Annotated in this window: 16 protein-coding genes; 6 read left to right on the top strand and 10 right to left on the bottom strand. The window is 62.5% G+C overall.

Features of this window, described 5'->3' with window-relative positions; genetic code table 11:
* The coding region (locus tag HOY34_RS02015; RefSeq protein WP_172359617.1) for a formate--tetrahydrofolate ligase at window positions 1–127 on the bottom strand (127 nt) is incomplete at its 3' end.
* A 384-nt stretch (window positions 128–511) separates the two neighbouring features.
* On the opposite strand from HOY34_RS02015, the gene HOY34_RS02010 reads away from it, so the two are divergent.
* Window positions 512–1,456: a 1-phosphofructokinase family hexose kinase gene (locus tag HOY34_RS02010; RefSeq protein WP_172359616.1), complete on the top strand. Its 945-nt coding sequence runs from the start codon at window positions 512–514 to the stop codon at window positions 1,454–1,456.
* Between the two features lie 131 nt (window positions 1,457–1,587).
* Here HOY34_RS02010 and glpX read toward each other — a convergent pair whose 3' ends face one another.
* From glpX to HOY34_RS01980, 6 genes are all read right to left on the bottom strand, one after another.
* The gene (gene glpX / locus HOY34_RS02005; RefSeq protein WP_172359666.1) at window positions 1,588–2,553 is read right to left on the bottom strand and encodes a class II fructose-bisphosphatase; all 966 of its coding nucleotides are present in this window, start codon (window positions 2,551–2,553) and stop codon (window positions 1,588–1,590) included.
* A gap of 189 nt (window positions 2,554–2,742) precedes the next feature.
* Window positions 2,743–4,056, bottom strand: a complete 1,314-nt coding sequence (locus tag HOY34_RS02000) for a homoserine dehydrogenase (protein ID WP_172359615.1) — start codon at window positions 4,054–4,056, stop codon at window positions 2,743–2,745.
* A gap of 152 nt (window positions 4,057–4,208) precedes the next feature.
* Window positions 4,209–4,493 (bottom strand): hypothetical protein, encoded by a 285-nt coding sequence (locus tag HOY34_RS01995; RefSeq protein WP_172359614.1) that lies wholly within the window; start codon window positions 4,491–4,493, stop codon window positions 4,209–4,211.
* A 279-nt stretch (window positions 4,494–4,772) separates the two neighbouring features.
* The gene (locus HOY34_RS01990) at window positions 4,773–5,366 is read right to left on the bottom strand and encodes a TadE/TadG family type IV pilus assembly protein (protein ID WP_172359613.1); all 594 of its coding nucleotides are present in this window, start codon (window positions 5,364–5,366) and stop codon (window positions 4,773–4,775) included.
* Window positions 5,367–5,438: 72 nt separating this feature from the next.
* On the bottom strand, window positions 5,439–5,999 hold the full coding sequence (locus tag HOY34_RS01985) for a TadE/TadG family type IV pilus assembly protein (protein WP_172359612.1): 561 nt from the start codon (window positions 5,997–5,999) through the stop codon (window positions 5,439–5,441).
* Window positions 5,996–7,867: a TadE/TadG family type IV pilus assembly protein gene (locus HOY34_RS01980; RefSeq protein ID WP_172359611.1), complete on the bottom strand. Its 1,872-nt coding sequence runs from the start codon at window positions 7,865–7,867 to the stop codon at window positions 5,996–5,998. The genes HOY34_RS01985 and HOY34_RS01980 overlap by 4 nt, the downstream gene beginning before the upstream one ends.
* 655 nt (window positions 7,868–8,522) lie before the next feature.
* On the opposite strand from HOY34_RS01980, the gene HOY34_RS01975 reads away from it, so the two are divergent.
* The 5 genes from HOY34_RS01975 (at window position 8,523) to HOY34_RS01955 (ending at window position 15,025) form a co-directional block, all read left to right on the top strand.
* Window positions 8,523–9,773, top strand: coding sequence for a sarcosine oxidase subunit beta family protein (locus HOY34_RS01975; RefSeq protein WP_172359610.1), 1,251 nt, complete (start codon window positions 8,523–8,525; stop codon window positions 9,771–9,773).
* 112 nt (window positions 9,774–9,885) lie between these two features.
* Window positions 9,886–10,182: a sarcosine oxidase subunit delta gene (locus HOY34_RS01970; RefSeq protein WP_172359609.1), complete on the top strand. Its 297-nt coding sequence runs from the start codon at window positions 9,886–9,888 to the stop codon at window positions 10,180–10,182.
* On the top strand, window positions 10,179–13,094 hold the full coding sequence (locus HOY34_RS01965) for a sarcosine oxidase subunit alpha family protein (protein WP_172359608.1): 2,916 nt from the start codon (window positions 10,179–10,181) through the stop codon (window positions 13,092–13,094). The genes HOY34_RS01970 and HOY34_RS01965 overlap by 4 nt, the downstream gene beginning before the upstream one ends.
* Window positions 13,087–13,650: a sarcosine oxidase subunit gamma gene (locus HOY34_RS01960; protein WP_366926894.1), complete on the top strand. Its 564-nt coding sequence runs from the start codon at window positions 13,087–13,089 to the stop codon at window positions 13,648–13,650. The genes HOY34_RS01965 and HOY34_RS01960 overlap by 8 nt, the downstream gene beginning before the upstream one ends.
* 178 nt (window positions 13,651–13,828) lie before the next feature.
* A complete protein-coding gene (locus HOY34_RS01955) occupies window positions 13,829–15,025 on the top strand; it encodes a DegT/DnrJ/EryC1/StrS family aminotransferase (protein ID WP_172359664.1) in 1,197 nt (398 codons plus the stop codon).
* A gap of 70 nt (window positions 15,026–15,095) precedes the next feature.
* Here the strand turns inward: HOY34_RS01955 and HOY34_RS01950 are convergent, their stop codons facing one another.
* The 3 genes from HOY34_RS01950 to HOY34_RS01940 form a co-directional block, all read right to left on the bottom strand.
* Window positions 15,096–16,052, bottom strand: coding sequence for a LysR family transcriptional regulator (locus HOY34_RS01950; RefSeq protein WP_172359607.1), 957 nt, complete (start codon window positions 16,050–16,052; stop codon window positions 15,096–15,098).
* Window positions 16,053–16,078: 26 nt separating this feature from the next.
* Window positions 16,079–16,636, bottom strand: coding sequence for a polyhydroxyalkanoate synthesis repressor PhaR (gene phaR, locus HOY34_RS01945; RefSeq protein WP_172359606.1), 558 nt, complete (start codon window positions 16,634–16,636; stop codon window positions 16,079–16,081).
* 228 nt (window positions 16,637–16,864) lie between these two features.
* The gene (locus tag HOY34_RS01940; RefSeq protein ID WP_172359605.1) at window positions 16,865–17,311 is read right to left on the bottom strand and encodes a Phasin; all 447 of its coding nucleotides are present in this window, start codon (window positions 17,309–17,311) and stop codon (window positions 16,865–16,867) included.
* Between the last annotated feature and the right edge of the window lie 92 nt (window positions 17,312–17,403).

The following is a 17,403-nucleotide window of genomic DNA, read 5'->3' as shown; positions in this document are numbered from 1 at the left end:
CAACCTTGGCCTTGTCATGCCCATAGGGCAGCAAATGCTCGGACGGGATCCCCAGCTTCGAGCCGATCTCCTGGATCGGACGCTTCCGCGCCTCTCGCGCTATCTCAATGTCTGATTTGAAACCCATCGACGCTCTCTCCCATTGGCATTTTTTCCCGCCCTGGCGCTCTCTCTCCCGGATTGCGACCAGTCTCCCTTTGTCCTGCGCCTTTTTCTTCTGGCTGGCCGATCCCTGATGACGGGACGGCGGGGCGCAGGATTATTCTCAATAATAAATAGATATTCCTGACGGTCAACAGTGTGAATGGATCGGCCAGCAGGTTTGCAGCGCTTTTCACGGTCCTGGTCGCTGGTGCGGGGCCATAGACAAACAGGCGGGGGCAGAGGCCTCTTATCCCTGCACCATCCTGTTGCCTTCCATCGGTGTTTGCGCAAACATTCCGGAAAGCGGGCCTGCAGGGCAGGGCTGCCTGCAATATACTGCACCTGAACCGACAGAAATGGTCCCGCCATGAGCGCCCCGATCCTGACCCTGACCCTGAACCCGGCGCTGGATATGGCGACCGATGTGCCGGAAATGCTGGCCGGACATAAGCTGCGCTGCTCAGAGCCGATGCTGGATCCGGGCGGCGGTGGGCTGAATGTCAGCCGGGCGATTCTGGCGCTTGGCGGTGACAGTCTGGCACTGGTGGCGATTGGCGGGCTGACGGGAGACCGGCTTTCCGGCCTGATCCGGCAGGCCGGGGTGACCTTCCTCAGCCTGCCTGGGCCCGGCGAGACGCGGCAATCGCTGACGGTGACCGAGGAAAAGACCGGGGCGCAGTATCGGTTCATGCTGCCAGGCCCGGTCTGGGCCGAGGCCGAGCGCAACAGGGTCTTCACCCTGCTAAGGGCCACGTCGCGGCCGGGGGGCTATTCGGTGATCTCCGGCAGTCAGCCACCGGGGGTGCCCCAGGACTTTCCTGCGCAGCTGGCCGAGGCGATGCCGGGCTGCCATGTGGTGCTCGACACCTCTGGCAAGCCGCTGGAAGAGGCGGTCCGCCAGCCGATCCCCGGGCTGGAGGTGTTGCGCATGGACGCCGAAGAGGCCGAAAGTCTGACCGGCCACGCGCTGCCCGACCGGATAGCGACCGCAGACTATGCGCAATCGCTGGCGCAGGCGGGGGTTGCGAAAAAGGTGGTGATCGCCAGGGGGGCTGAGGGCAATATCCTGGCCACCGCAAGCCGCCGCATCTTTGCCAATGCACCGACAGTCAGGGTGAGATCAGCGGTGGGCGCGGGCGACAGCTTTGTCGCGGGCCTTGTCCTCGCACTGGCACGCGGGCAAAGCGACGATGAGGCGCTGGCCCTCGCCGCTGCAGCCGCAGCGGCCGCCGTCACCACGGATGCCACGCAGCTTTGCCGGGCGGCCGATGTGATGCGGCTCAGACCAGAGGTCTGCGTCGCAGAAATCTGATCCCCGAATCTGCCCCCCGAATCTGATTGCCGCCACTTTGCAGTCAGGAGAAACGCAAGGCATTCATCTGTCCACAAATATCCCGGGGGGCTCTCCTGCAAGGAGAGGGGGGCAGAGCCCCCATCCCAGGCCTACCGCAGCGGGCTGCGATAGGTCATGCGCCGCACCGACCCGGTTTTCGACCGCATCAGGATCGTCTCGGTCGTAACCCAGCCCGGCTCACGCTTGATCCCCGACAAAAGCGAACCCGAGGTCACGCCGGTCGCCGCAAAGATCACATCGGCGCGGACCAGATCATCGCGGGTATAGACACGGTCGAAATTGGTGATCCCGGCCTTCTTCGCCCGCGCCTTCTCATCCTCGTTGCGAAACAGGAGCTTGCCGAAGAACTGCCCGCCCATGCATTTCAGCGCGGCCGCCGCCAGCACACCCTCAGGCGCGCCGCCCGAGCCCATATAGATGTCGATGCCCGTCACCTCTGGCTCGGCGCAATGCATGACGCCTGCCACATCGCCATCGGTGATCAGCCGGATCGAGGCCCCGGTCGAGCGGATCTCCTCAATCAGCGCCTCGTGGCGCGGGCGCTCCAGCACGCAGGCGGTGATGTCCTTGGTCGACACCCCTTTCGAGGCCGCCAGCGCCGAAATCCGCTCAGACGGCGTCATATCCATCGTCACCACGCCGGGGCGATAGCCGGGGCCGACCGCCAGTTTTTCCATATAGACGTCGGGCGCATGCAAGAGCGTGCCGCGCGGTGCCATGGCGATCACGGTCAGCGCATTTGGCATGTCTTTGGCGGTCAGCGTGGTGCCTTCCAGCGGGTCAAGCGCGATATCGACCTCTGGCCCATTGCCGGAACCGACCTCTTCGCCAATGAAGAGCATGGGCGCCTCGTCGCGCTCGCCCTCGCCGATCACCACCACGCCCTTGATATCCAGAAGGTTCAGCTGGTCGCGCATCGCATTGACGGCGGCCTGATCGGCGGCTTTCTCATCGCCGCGCCCGATCAGATCGGCCGAGGCCAGGGCCGCCGCTTCGGATACGCGGGCAAGGCCCAGTGAGAGCAAACGGTCCTGAAACTGCGCCTGATCGGCCATGATGCGGATTTCCCTGATGGCATAAGATTTGGATGGCATAAGATTTGCCAAAGGCTTAGCGGTCCGTGCCGCGCCCTGCAAGCATGGTCGCGCTAACTGCGACATGCTTTGCTTGCCCGCCCCAAAAGCTGTACCGAAAGCCAGCCAAAAGCCCGGCCCGAAAGCCGCCCGGAACGAGGGGCGCGCGCCTCAGACCTCTTCGATGCGGATCGCAGCCGGGGTTTCCACCAGCACACCCGTGGCCGCGAATTGCGCCAGCGCGTGCTGGATATCGGCGGGCGCGGCCTTATGCGTCACGATCAGCACGATGGCATCGCCGTCATCGGTGTCGGGCTGGTTGATCTGGCGCATCTGGTCAATCGAGATCCCGGCCTCGCCCAGGCAGGTTGCCACCTTGGCCAGAGCGCCGGGCTTGTCCTGCAGTTTCGCGCGCAGGTAATAGCGGGCAGGCGTCGCCGAAAGCGCGGCAACCGGCTGCACCAGCTGCGATGCGGGAATGCCAAAGACCGGCAGGCGGAAGCCGCGGGCGATATCGATCACATCACCCAGCACCGCGCTTGCGGTCGGGCCTTCGCCCGCGCCTGCGCCGCGCATCACGATCTGGCCGACCGCGTCGCCCTCCAGCACCACCATATTGGTGCCGCCCTGCAGCTGACCCAGCGGGCTTTCGGCGGGGACAAGGCAGGGCGTCATCCGCTGTTCCAGCCCGCGCCCGGTCATCTGCGCGACACCCAGCAGCTTGATATGATAGCCCATGTCATCGGCCAGGTTGATGTCGTCGATCGAGACATTGCCGATCCCCTCCAGCTCGACCGCGTCAAAGCTGACGCGGGTGCCAAAGGCGATAGAGGCGAGGATTGAGAGCTTGTGGCCCGCGTCAATGCCCCCGACGTCAAGGTTCGGATCGGCCTCAAGATAGCCCAGCTGACGCGCCTCTTCGAAGACGGTCTCATAGGGCAGGCCCGCCGATTGCATCCGGGTCAGGATATAGTTGCAGGTGCCGTTCATCACCCCCATGACGCGCTGGATGCGGTTGCCTGCAAGGCCCTCGGTCAGGGTCTTGATCACCGGAATGCCACCGGCGACGGCGGCCTCGAACCGCAGTGCCGCGCCGTTTTTCTCGGCCAGTTCGGCCAGCGCCTGGCCGTGATGCGCCAGCAGCGCCTTATTCGCGGTAACCACGTGTTTTCCAAGCGCCAGCGCGGCCTCGGTTGCGTCTTTCGCCGCGCCCTCATGGCCGCCCATCACCTCGATGAAAACATCGACATCATCGCGTTTCGCAAGGGCGACCGGGTCCAGCTCCCAGGCGTAGGCGGAAAGATCGGCACCGCGCTTTTTGCCGGCGTCACGGGCCGAGACCGCCGTGACCACCACATCCCGGCCAGCGCGGGCAGCGAGCAGAGCCGCCTCGCGCTGGATGATCTTCACCACGCCGATACCGACAGTGCCGAGGCCAGCAATCCCAAGACGAAGGGGGTCGGATTGGGACGGCATGGGCGACATGGGAGACCTCTTGAAATCTGTTCCGTCAAAGCTGTTAGCGGAACCCGTGCGCGGGCGCAATGTCAGCCTGGCCGTCTGACCCCGGTCGCAGCACCTGCGCCGGAAATCGGGCTGTCTGAGGCGGGATAGCAGGGGCAGGGGGGCTTTTGCGCTCAGGCACGACCGGCTGCGACGGCGGCGGCAAGGCGGGACCGGGTTGCGGGATCATGCACCGCGCCCTTCATCAGCCGGGCGCGGTTTTGCAGCCTTGCGGCACGTGCGGCCAGCGCCTCGCCGCCCGAAGCCGATAGCCTGGCCTCCGGCACCTGGGCCAGCACGTCATTCAGCGGCAGCAGCGCCGGGGCCGCCTGATTTGCCGCCGGAAGCGGGCCGATTTCAGGCATCGGCGCACAGCCCAGCAGCAGAGATAACGACAGCAATAGCGAAATACGGGTCATCTGGGCCGTGATTTGCGAAATCGGAATCCGGGCAGCATGCGCGCCCCCGGTGTCAGGCCACAGTAACCGCAGAGCGGGGGCGGGGAAAGCCTGCATCTCTCGCCGCCGCACTGAGGGGCGGGCGTTAAATCGCCGCGACGACAGGCGGTTTAAGACCGCAGTATAAGACGGGGGTATAAAACGGGGGTATAGAAAGGCCCCGGGCCAAAGGACCGGGGCGCGCGTGTCTGAGGCATCAGGTAGCCATGGCAGCAGGCTGAAGGCTTATCCGCCTGGCGGTCATGTCCCTTCCGCGAAGGGGCAGTTGTATATCTGCTCGGCCAGGCAGACGCTGCGATAGCCGCGTGGTTTGGTCACGATGAAATTGCGGAACGTCTGATCGCTGATGCCGATGTTCGCCAGAAAGGCGCGGGGGCTTGCATTGTTGGTAGTGCCGTCGCGTTCGATTGTCCCTTTCGCGGCGGGGGTGAAATCGAGCCAGGTCTCGACGATCACGGTGGTCTCGCTTGGGTTCAGCTCGGGGATCAGATAAGCAAGATCCTCGACATCCTGAGCGGTGAGGGCCGGTTTGGCCGAACGTGGTGACCTTGAGAAAATCACCGAATAAGAGCCCTCATTCGTATCCGGATCGACGTTCCACTGGATCGATGTGATGCGCAGCGAAATGTCGCCCTGATAGCCGATCAGCGCCTCCATCACGGTTTGCATCCCATTGATGAAGGGAAGGTTGACCGTGCTTTGGCGCGAGACAAGGTCGGCGACCACATAAGCCGCCTTCTGAGACTCGTTGATCGTGCGCCAGGTGTCCCAATAGACCATCATGGCAAGGAAAGCCCAGATCAGCAGGGGCAGCACGAGCAGAAACTCGGTCATGACCACCCCCGACTCGTCTGCCGCGAAGCGCTTTATTCTGTAACGTGACCATTTAATCATTAACAGTATTCCTCAACGAGGCTCGGTCACAACGATCGTCGCGCTGGCCAGTTCATATTTTCCCGAACTGTCCTGTTGCAACCTTGCTGCGAAATGGGTGGTCGGAAAGATCGGATCCTCAAGGACACAGACCCGGATAAGCGCCAGATCCTGCGCGCCGGTCGGATTGATGGCTCCCGCTATGGCGGGGTTGTTCAGCGGCTCGTTGCGGTCGGTGCAGCGAACAGAGCCCCGCGCAGGCAGCGCCCATGTCGTGGTGCTGATCGGCTGGATCCAGACTTTGAGGTTATTGTCACAGTTCGCAACATAGACCGTATAATCGCAGATCCTGTTGCGGATATCCTCATAGGTCATGTTTTCCAGGCGCCCCAGCCTGTATTCGCGTATGACCATGTCCAGACCGCGCTCAAGCAGCGCACTGCGCACCATGTAAAGGCCGGATTCCATCGAGGCCATAAAGATCAGCAGGGTGATCGGAATCGCGAAACAGAACTCTATGGTTGCCGTTCCGTCCTCGCGGCGCCAAAGCCGTTTCAGGCGCCGCCCTATCGCTGAGAATGGTCGCATCATCATTGCGTCAGCCTCAGCGCACTCAGGTTCGATGCAATCATGCGGAAAGCATCATTGATCCGCGAGGTTTCGGTCACATCGAAGTAATAGGTCGTGTCAGGAATAGATGCGCAATTACGGATTGCAGCCCGGCCGTTGGTCGGAGCCTGGAAAGCGATTCCATATACAACCACGCCTGCAGTGCGGGCTGCCCGGCAGTTAGACGCAAGCCGATTGTCCATTTCCGTATTTGTCGCGTAAGTATTTACACTGTTATTAAAAAGAATTCCCGCAACTGTGGTGTAAATCGCCTGGCGCTTATTGGTGTTCGACTCGCCCAGCGGACGTGCGATAAGCTGCCGCACCACCCAGGCCATTCTGAAATTGTTCCAGAGGTTCTGCCATTGGACGACGACGGGGTCGCCGGGGAAGAACATGCGGTTCGGATCGTAGCATGTTGTGGGGGAAAGGCCTTCAGGCACGCTTTGCCATTTGTCCGTGCGGGGAACGTAATAGGGTCTGCTGCCGCAGATATTCCCCGCATTCACCCGGTGAGAGAAGAAGACAGAGAAATCGCCAGAGGTGGCGTTCGCGCGCCAGATTGTGGCGGTTGTGGCCACGTTCTGATTGCTCAGGTTCGAATAGGTAAAGCTAATTGTCGCATTTCCGGTCTTGTAATTGGGGTTGCTGGCTGTTGGCGGCGCGTCGGTACCCCTGATGCGCTTATGCGCCACATGCTCGCCATCGGTCATCAGAACGATGATCTTCAGTGCTTCTGCGGCGCCGTCATTGGGGTTGTTATAGTTGTAAGGGCGCCCCACCATGTCGGCATGCAGAAAGCCATCCTGCCGCAGCTCATCATAGATTCCGCGGGCAGAGGGATCCAACAAAGCGGTTGCCCACCGCATTCCCAGAAGAATCGAGGTATTGCCCTCGGCACGCATGGCGTTGATGCCGGCTTTGGCCTCGTTTGCATTTTTGGTCGGCAGGGTAATTTCAGAGGTCGGCGTCGGGTTGCACCAGCGATAAGCGGCGCTGTCTGCCGGCCGTGCGGCAGGATCACTATAGGGGACATACACATTGCTGGTATTGGAGGTGGACTGATGGTCCACAGTCGACATCAGCGGCATCTCAGTGGTGCGCGACAGGGCAAGAGATGTGAACATGTTGTTCAGCTCTGTTCCGATCGGGATCTCGACGCAATTCGAGTATGCCATTCCGTGCGCGTTGGTGAGGTTGTATTTTGAGGCCAGCGCCCCGCCCAGGTTGACCTGGGCATTATAGGGAATGACGCCGATCGAAATGCGGTTTTCATCGTCGTCGGCTTTGACCTGGTCGATAAAATTATTGGCCGCTACCTTGAGGGCTGCGATTTTACTCCCGCCCATCGAGCCGGAAATGTCGAGAACCAGCATGATCTCGATATCGGTGATGCGCTGTTCCGCAATTGAGCCCGTCGCTGTCGCCAGTTCGGGGGTTCCGACAAGGTACATGAAGATATTGCGTGAAGTGACATCTGCCTCGACGCGCACGGTCCGATAGTTCGCGCCCTCGTCCAGATGGACGGACTTCAGATATTCAATCACCCCGGCCTTGGTGAAGTAATCTTCAACGATACGCTCGGCGCGTGCCTGTTTGGTGGTGTAAACATTATCAATGGTCAGCGCCGAGTTCATGTTCGCCACCGCAAGCGCGGCGCGGTCGAGGGTGTTTTGCACCGTGACGCGTTTGGTCTCAAAGCGCATGACGTCAACGGCGATGCCGCCAAGCACGATCATCAGAAAGAAGAAAATGATAATCATGGGTGCCATGAGCCCATCTTCAGCGCGGGCAAAACCATGAATTCTGTTGGCCATTCGTCTGGCCAGCGCCTTAGTCACATTTCTCTTCATCTAACTCGTCCCTGGTTACCGGGCTGGCCTGGACCGGAGATCGCGCGTTCGGGGCCGCAGGTTGGGGGCAACCCCAGCGGCATGTCAGCGTGATGGAATCCGGGCGTCTGTGCCCATGGTCAATCTGGCGTATTGATTGGACGGAATTGTGGCGATGCGGGGTCGCAGGGCTGACTTTCCGGTGTCAGCGAAACGATCACCGGGCGATAATGGGGATTGTTTGAAGGGTGACGACAGAAAGCGGGGGCTGCCGGGGGAGGAAGCTGCCGTTAATCATTGATAAATTCTTTGTAAGATCGAATCACTTTAAGCCAAATCCGGGTGTTCCCGGTGCTCGGTCTTTGGTGTTCGGCCCCCGGCGCTCAACCTCCGGCGCTCCAACTCCGATGCTCCACCTCCGGTGTTCCGGGCCCGGTTCCCCGACACTGGTTCCCCTTCGCTGGTTCCCCGACACTGGCTTTCCGGCCCCGGCGTTTCGTCTGCTGACAAGTCTTACAGGCGGCGCTGTGATCGGGTCAGCCGGGCGGCCGCCTGCGTCCTGATGTCCTGTCATCCTGTCGGGCCAAATCGTCGCGTATCGGCGGGCTTCATCCTGGCCCCGTTGAAATTCCCCCGACTTCGCTGTCTGATGGTGGCAGCAATTCCGAGGTGCCCGATGCGTTACTCTGGCTGGAAAGTCTTACTTGAGGGGCTGCGCGGCAATCGCGGATGGAAGCCCGTCTGGCGCGATCCGGCGCCCAAAGCGCATTATGACGCCGTGATTATCGGCGGCGGCGGACATGGGCTGTCGACGGCCTATTATCTGGCGAAAAATCATGGGCTTACCAATATCGCCGTGCTGGAGAAGGGCTATATCGGCGGCGGCAATGTCGGGCGCAATACCACCATCGTGCGGGCCGATTACATGCTGCCGGGCAATGCCGAATTCTACTCGCACAGTCTGAAGCTGTGGGAAGGGCTTGAGGCAGAGCTGAACTACAATGTCATGCTCAGCCAGCGCGGCATCATCCGGCTGTTCCATTCCGACGGCCAGCGCGATGCTTTCGTGCGGCGCGGCAATGCGATGATCAACCAGGGCGATGATGCGGTGCTGCTGGACCGCGAGGGCCTGCGCGAGCAGCTGCCCTATCTCGATTATGACCAGGCCCGTTTCCCGGTCCATGGCGGCCTTTTGCACCCAAGGGGCGGCACCGCCCGCCATGACGCGGTTGCCTGGGGCTATGCCCGGGCCGCCGATCGCCGTGGCGTCGATCTGATCCAGAATTGCGAAGTGACCGGAATCGATGTCGAGGGCGGCCGGGTGCGCGGTGTGCAGACCACCCGCGGCGTGATCCGCGCCGATAAGGTGGCGATCATCACCGCAGGGCGCTCGGGGCAGGTGGCGGCGATGGCGGGGATGCGGCTGCCGATCGAATCCCATATCCTGCAGGCCTTCGTGACCGAGGGGCTGAAGCCCGTCATCGACCATGTCATCAGCTTTGGCATGGGGCATTTCTATATCAGCCAGTCCGACAAGGGCGGGCTGGTTTTTGGCGGTGACCTGGATTTCCACAGCTCTTACGCGCAGCGCGGCAATCTGCCGATGGCCGAGCATGTGATGGAGGCCGCCATGACGCTGATGCCGATGATCGGGCGGGCGCGGGTGCTGCGCTCCTGGGGCGGGATCATGGATATGACGCCCGACGGCTCTCCGGTCATCGACCGCACGCATATTGACGGGCTGTTTGTTGATTGCGGCTGGAATTACGGGGGGTTCAAGGCGGTGCCTGCCTCTGGCTGGTGCATGGCGCATCTGATGGCCACCGGCGAAAGCCATGAGGTCGCCCGCCGCTTCCGCCTGAACCGATTTGCGACGGGGCACCTCATTGATGAGGAAGGCTCCGGCAGCCAGCACAATCTGCATTGAGGGATATGATGCGTTCCCCCCTTCTGTTTTGCGTGATCGGGCCAGGCCTCAGCGCGACTGTCCCTGTCAGCCCGACCATCGCCCGCAGCCTGACCACTGGCGGAGACCAGCCATGAGACTGACCTGCCCACTTTGCGGCCCGCGTGACCGCCGCGAATTCACATATCTCGGGGCAGAGGATTATCTGCACCGTCCCGCCCCCGATGCGCCCCGGGATGCGCCCCCCGATGCGCTCTCTGAGGCCTGGGACAGCTACCTGCATCTGCGCGACAACCCCGCTGGGCCGACGCGCGATCTGTGGTATCACGAGCAGGGCTGCGCCGCCTGGCTTCTGGTCTCGCGCAATACGATCACCCATGAGATCACCGGGGTCGAGCTGGTCGCAAACCGCAAGGGGGGCGCGGCATGAGGATTGAGGGCAAAGGCATCATCGACCGCACGCGTGAGGTCAAATTCCGCTTTGACGGGCGTGACTACAGCGGCTTCAGGGGGGATACGCTGGCCTCGGCGCTTTTGGCCAATGGGGTGCGGCTGATGGGCCGCTCGTTCAAATATCACCGCCCGCGGGGCGTGCTGAGCGCCGGATCAGAAGAGCCGAATGCCCTGGTTGAGGTGCTGGGAAAAACCATCCGCACCCCCAATACCCGCGCCACGATGCAAGAGATATTTGAGGGGCTGGACACCCGCAGCCAGAACCGCATCGGCAGTCTGCGCCATGATCTTCTGGCGGTGAATGACCTTTTCTCGCGCTTTCTCAGCGCCGGGTTCTACTACAAAACCTTCATGTGGCCGCGCCATTTCTGGGAAGGGCTTTATGAGCCGCTGATCCGCCGCGCGGCAGGGCTTGGCAGCCTGGCGCAGGTGCATGATGAGGGCGTCTATGAAAAGGCCTGGGCGCATTGCGATCTGCTGGTGATCGGCGCGGGGCCTGCCGGGCTGATGGCGGCGCTGGTGGCGGCGCGATCAGGCGCGGATGTGATCCTGGCAGAGGAACAGCCGATCCTGGGCGGGCGGCTGATCGGCGATGGCGGCGTGATCGGGGCAGAGCCTGCGGCGCTTTGGCTGGCGGGCGTCGAGGCAGAGCTGCGCGCCCATCCCAATGTGCGCATCATGACCCGCACCACGGTGACGGGCGCCTATGACAATGGCACCTATGGTGCGCTGGAGCGCGTCGGCCTGCATCGCAGCCCGCGCCCCAGCCTGCCGCGTGAATGTTTCTGGCGCATCGTCGCCGGGCGCACGGTGCTGGCCTCGGGCGCGCATGAACGCCATATCGCCTTCCCGATGAACGACCGGCCGGGGATCATGCTGGCCTCGGCAGTGCGGACATATCTGAACCGTTTCGGGGTGGCCCCGGGCAAGCGGGTGACGCTGTTTGCCGCCAATGATCAGGCCCGCCAGACCGCGCGTGATCTGATGGCGGCGGGCGTTCAGGTGGCGGCGATCATCGACCCGCGGCAGGATGTCTCTGTGGTTGAGGATTGCCCGGTCCATAGCGGGGCCGAGGTGATCGACACCAAAGGCCGCCATGCCTTGCGGGCGATCACTGTGCGCAAAGGGGCCGAGGTTTTCGACATCGAGACCGATTGCCTGGCGGTTTCGGGCGGCTGGAATCCGGCGCTGCATCTGACCTGCCATATGAACAGCCGGCCGCGCTGGTCGGATGAGCTGGCGGCCTTTGTTCCGGTTGCCGATGCGGTGCCGGGCCTTGAGGCGGTGGGCGCGGCGAATGGCGATTTTTCCACCCATGCCGCGCTTTTGGGGGGCAAGGCCGCTGCCGGGGCGGCGCTGCTGGCGCTTGGCCATAAGGTGGCCCCGGTCGCGCTGCCTGCCGCCGAGGATGCGCCCTATACCCATCGCGCCATCTGGGCGGTGGCGGGCGAGGGGCGGGCCTGGCTGGATCTGGCCAATGATGTGACGCTGAAAGACGTGCAGCAATCGGCCCGCGAAAACTTCGCCAGCGTCGAACATATGAAGCGCTACACCACCCAGGGCATGGCCCCCGATCAGGGCAAGAACTCTAACGTGGCGGCGCTGGCGGTGCTGGCCGATGCCACCGGGCGCGGCATTGCGGAAACGGGAACCACCACCTTCCGCCCGCCTTACGTTCCGGTTTCCATCGCCGCGATGGGGGCAGGGGGGCGCGGAAAAGGCTTTGCGCCCGAGCGGTTCATGACCTCGGACCAGGCCTCACGCGATCGGCTGGCACCGATGATCGAGGCGGGTCTGTGGTATCGCCCCGCCTATTTCCCCAAACCCGGCGAGACCACCTGGCGCGAGGCCTGCGACCGCGAGGTTCTGATGGTGCGCAATGCGGTCGGGGTCTGTGATGTCTCGACGCTGGGCAAGATCGACGTGCAGGGGCCGGATGCCGGGCGTTTCCTCGATCTGGTTTATGCCAATACAATCAGCACCCTGGCGCCTGGCAAGGTGCGCTACGGGCTGATGCTGCGCGAGGATGGTCTGGTGATGGACGATGGCACCGCCGCGCGGCTGGGCCAGGATCACTATCTGCTGACCACCACCACCGCCGCCGCAGGCCAGGTGATGCGCCATCTCGATTTCGTCCATCAGGCGTTCTGCGCCGATTGGAAGGTGCGGGTGATCTCCGTCACCGAAGGCTTCGCGCAATTCGCGGTCGCCGGGCCAAAGGCGCGGGCGCTGATCGACACCATGCTGGATGCGCCTTTGGGCGATCTGCCCTTCATGGGGGTCGTGCAAACGGCCATTGGCGGTGTGCAGGCGCGGCTGTTTCGCATCTCATTTTCCGGCGAAGAGGGCTATGAGATCGCTGTCCCCGTCGATTATGGCGAGGCGCTGTTCCGCGACCTGTTGGCCCGGGCCGAGACGATGGGCGGCGGCCCCTACGGTGTTGAGGCGCTGAATGTTCTGCGCATCGAGAAGGGCTTTTTGACCCATGCCGAGCTGGATGGCCGCGCCAGCGCCGATGATCTGGGCCTGGGCGCTATGGTCAGCACCAAAAAGGATTGCATCGGTCGTGCCGCCAGCCGCCGCCCCGGCCTGCATGGGCCTGCGCGCGAACAGCTGGTCGGGCTGAAGGCGATGGCAGAGATCAGCGCCGGGGCCCATCTGTTCCGCCCCGCCGATGCGGTCGAGCGGGTGAATGATCAGGGCCATGTGACCTCGGTCTGCTGGTCGCCGGTGCTGGATCTGTGGCTGGGCCTTGGCTTTTTGCAAAATGGCCGGGCGCGATATGGCGAAAAGATCCGCCTCGTGGATCACCTGCGCGGCATTGATGTGGAATGCGAAGTCACCCATCCGGTGTTCTTCGACCCTGACGGAGGGCGGATGCGTGGCTGAACTGATCGCAAAATCCCCGCTTGAGGGCCAGGCCCCGCTGACCCGCGCGGGCCTGACGCTCAGCATGGTGGCACCCAGGTCCATCTGGTCGCTGGCGCTTTATCCGGGCGCAGATCCTGGCCCGGCGCTCGGCCTGCCGGGGCTGCGCTTCCCTGCGCCCGGCGAAAGCGTCACAGAAGGCGATGTTTCGCTGATCTGGACCGGGCGCGAGCAGGCGTTTTTACTGGGCATGGCCCCGCCTGCGGGTCTGTCAGCACAGGTCGCTGTCACCGATCAAAGCGGGGCATGGGCCGGGCTGCGGCTTGCGGGGCGCGGTGAGGAGGGCGCTGAGGCCGCCTTGTCCAGGCTGGTGCCGCTGGATCTGCGGCTGCGGGCCTTCCCGCTGGGCCGGGTGGCGCGCACGGCCCTGAACCATATCAACGCGATTGTCTGGCGCAGGGATGAGGCCGGGTTCACGCTTTTCGTTCCCCGCTCGATGGCGTTCAGCGCCTGGCATGAGATCGCCGTGGTTCTGGATCGGCTGGCGGCCAGAGAGAGTGGCAGAGGCCGGGGCTGAGCCCCCTGTCGTCGGGGAGGATATTCTCTTTCTGCCCCGGCTGACGGCGCAAATGTCCTGGCAAGAACCGGCCTGTTGAAAATTCGTCACTGGAATGTCGTCGGCTGCAGGCTTAAATGGATCCTGAATAGAGTTTTCAGGAAAGCTGAATATGGCGCCCGACGGTCAGAACCAGGTGATGGATGATGCAACCTCCGGGGCGCCGCGCCGCGCCCCCGACCTGCATGAGGCAGAGCCTATTCCGGCTGCCGCCCGCCAGGCGATCGAAGAGCTGCTGCAATCCGCCGACCTCTTCCGCTATAACGCGCCGAAAGACGCGCCTGTTGCCCTGCTGGAAGCCGAATTCGCTGAACTGTTGGGCGCAAAATATGCGCTGGCGGTGTCGTCCTGTTCGGCGGCGCTGTTCCTGACGATGAAGGCGCTGGATCTGAAACCGGGCGCGAAAGTGCTGATCCCGGCCTTTACCTTTGCAGCCGTGCCCTCGGCGGTGGTCCATGCCGAATGCGTGCCGGTTCTGGTCGAGGTGGGCCAGGATATGCGCATCGATATCGCTGATTTCAAAGCGAAACTGCCAGATGCAGACGCGGTGCTGATCAGCCATATGCGCGGCCATACCTCTGATATGGACGCAATCTGCGCGCTTGCCGATGAGGCCGGCATCCCGGTGATCGAGGATGCGGCCCATAGCCTTGGCACGCTTTGGCACGGTAAGAAGCTGGGCACCATCGGCCGCGCGGGTTGTTTCAGCTTTCAGTCTTACAAGATGGTGAATGCGGGTGAGGGTGGCATGATGATCACCGATGACCCCGAGCTGGCCGCCCGCGCGATCATCATGTCGGGCGCTTATGAGGAAAACTGGAAGAAGCACGGCGGGCTGCAGAACAGCTTCGGCCATTGGCAGAACAAGCTGCCTTTGTACAATGTGCGGATGCAGAACCTCTCGGCGGCAGTGATCCGGCCGCAGTTGCCGATGCTGGCAGATCGGGTGGAGAAGGGGCGGTCAAACCACGATCATGTGGCCGGGCAGCTGAATGGCAGCCCCTGGCTTTCAGTGCCCGCTGCGCTGGCCCCGGAACAGCGTGCCCCGGATTCGATCCAGTTCAGTCTGGTTGGCGACTGGAGCGATGAGGAAGCCAGAGCCTTCCAGGCCGAGGCGAAAAAGCGCGGTGTCCCGGTGCAGATCTTTGGTCTGTCCGAGGGCAATGCGCGGGCCTTCTGGAACTGGCAGTTTCTGGGCGAAACGCCGGATCTGCCGATGACACGCGCGATGCTGATGCGGGCCTGTGACATGCGTCTGCCTGTTCGTCTGTCACGTGAGGATCTGGATTATCTCGCAGAGGCCGTTTTGGCTGCGGTGCAGGTGATCAAGGGCTGAACCCGGTTCCTTGCAAGGAACCGATCCGAAATCTTGCAAGATTTCGGCGGTGCGCCTTTTGAAGCGGCTTTTACAAAACCAGCAACTGGTCCTTTAGCCAAGGCCAGTTTACCAGCGCAGGGGTCTGAACCTCATCGCGTACAAGGATGCGCAGCCGGGCTGCAATCAGGGCCGGAATGTCACGAAACACTCCGGCCCGTGCAACCAGTGACAGGCAGCGCGCCAACGGTTCGAATGGCAGGGGCGCAACCGCCACCTCGCCGCGAAAACGCCAGGCCTGGTGCAACGCAAGGGGGGGCAGGATGGCCCAGCCTTCGCCCGCCGCCACCATCGCAAGGATCGCGTGATAACTGTCCAGCTCAAACCGGGCTGCAGGGCGAAGGCCGACACTGCTGAGATGCGCGGCGATCTGGCGGCCCATCAGGTGACGGGCTGAATACTGGATCAGCGGCAGGTTTGAGGCGGTGTTTGTGGTCCCGTTTGCAGGGTGAATCGCCAGAAAGGGCTCGCGCAGGATGGGGTGCGACTCGCGTTCATCGGCGGTTGCGCGATCAGTTGGCAGATCTGCGGCCACCACAATATCCAGCGCCCGCGCCTCAAGCTTTTCCAGCAGGCGATGCGATGGCCCGGTTTCCAGCAGAAAGCGGCACCCCGGCAGTTCCTGCGCCAGGGCAGACAGCAGGCGCGGGGTTACGTCGGCCTCAAAATCCTCAATCATCCCGAGGCGCAATGTCGTCAGCCCCGCCAGATCCGAACGTGCCAGCTCTGCCCGTGCTTCCTGCGCCGCATTCAGCATGGTCTGGGCATGGCGGCGAAACATCGCGCCCGCAGGTGTCATCCGCACCGGCCTTGCGCCCCTGTCCAGCAGTATCGTGCCGAGCGCCGCCTCAAGCCCGGTCAGCTGCTGGCTGACCGCCGAGGGGCTGACGCCCAGCCTGCGTGCTGCAGATGAGATCGCGCCCTCTTCGGCGGCCGCGAGGAACACCTCGATCCCCCAAAGCGTGATGCGGCCTTCGCTTTCCGCCATGATCCCCCGGATCCTTTCCGATCAGATCACAGCTTTGACAGCTTTGCCTGCAATTCGGCCAGCTGTTTGCGGATCTCTGCGAGATCTTCGTCTTTTTCCTCTTCGGTCTCGGGGGCGGGGCTGGAGGTGGCACCCGGCCAGCCCGGCATGCCGCCCATCATTGATTTCAAAAAGGCCTCCTGCTGTTTTCGCATGGCCTCAAACCCCGGCATCGAGGCCATGGGGTTGGGAAAGCTGGACAGGTTCTCGACCATTTTCGACTGGCTGTTGCGCAACATCTCAAAGGAAGAGGCCAGGAATTGCGGCATCACCGCCTGCATCCCGGTCGTATAGCTGCGCACAAGGTCTGTCAGCACATTCACCGGCAGCACATTCTCGCCCTTGGCTTCATGATCGGCCACGATCTGCAGCAGATACTGGCGCGTCAGGTCATCACCGCTTTTGAGGTCAATGATCTGCACCTCGCGGCCCTTGCGGATCAGCGCCGCGATATCTTCCAGCGTCACGTAATCCGAGGTCTCGGTATTGTAGAGGCGGCGGCTGGCATAGCGCTTGATCAGCAGCGGCTTGTCGGTATTGGACATGATGCCCTCTCTCCTCCCAGAGTTTTTGGCGGCTTTTCTGGCCCTTTGCCCGGGGAAATGCAGACCGGAGAATGCAGAACCGTTTGCGCCTGCAGAGAAGCTTAGCGGCGCGTATGATCAAAAAGCAAGAGCGGGCTCGACCGAGCCCGCTCTTTCACCTGTTCGCCGTCATGGGAAACTGGCCTGATACCGATCGCCATGGCACCGGCCAGAGCCGCCCTTCGCCGCTTATTTTGCAGCGGTGGCTTTCTTGGCAGCAGCCTGCACCTCAGAGGTGGCTTTTTTCACAGCGGTGGTTGCGTCTTCCTGGGCTTCTTTGCCAGCGGCCAGCAGCAGCTCGACGGTTTCGACCTGCACTTTTTTCGCAACTTCGGCGAAGGCGGCCAGGTTTTCTGCGGCCAGCTCTGCGGTTTTTGAGGCGAAATCGGTCACGGCCTTGCTGTAATCTGCAGGCTCGGTCTTGGCTTTCGAGATGTCGCCCAGACGCGAGAAGGTCTCTTTGGCCCATGCAGCCGAGATCTCGGTCGATTTTTCAGCGGCCTCAAGCGCGACTTTCGAGAATTTCTCGCCGAAAGCGGCCTGGGTTTTGAATGCGTTCTGGAAAGCCGAGGCGTCAACCGGGAAGGAAGCCAGAACGTCCTGGAATACTTTGGTGAAATCGGTGGTCTTGGTCATTGCAATTCTCCTGATGCGGGCATCTGGTTGCGTAATCGCCCGTTTCCTGTGCAATTATATACATGCTGCAATGCAGCATTTCAAGATTTATT

It is taken from the genome of Pseudogemmobacter hezensis (assembly GCF_013155295.1).
Classification (GTDB): Bacteria; Pseudomonadota; Alphaproteobacteria; order Rhodobacterales; family Rhodobacteraceae; genus Pseudogemmobacter; species Pseudogemmobacter hezensis.
The sequence above is the reverse complement of the archived record's forward strand: the minus strand, read 5'-3'. Positions and strand labels throughout refer to the sequence as shown.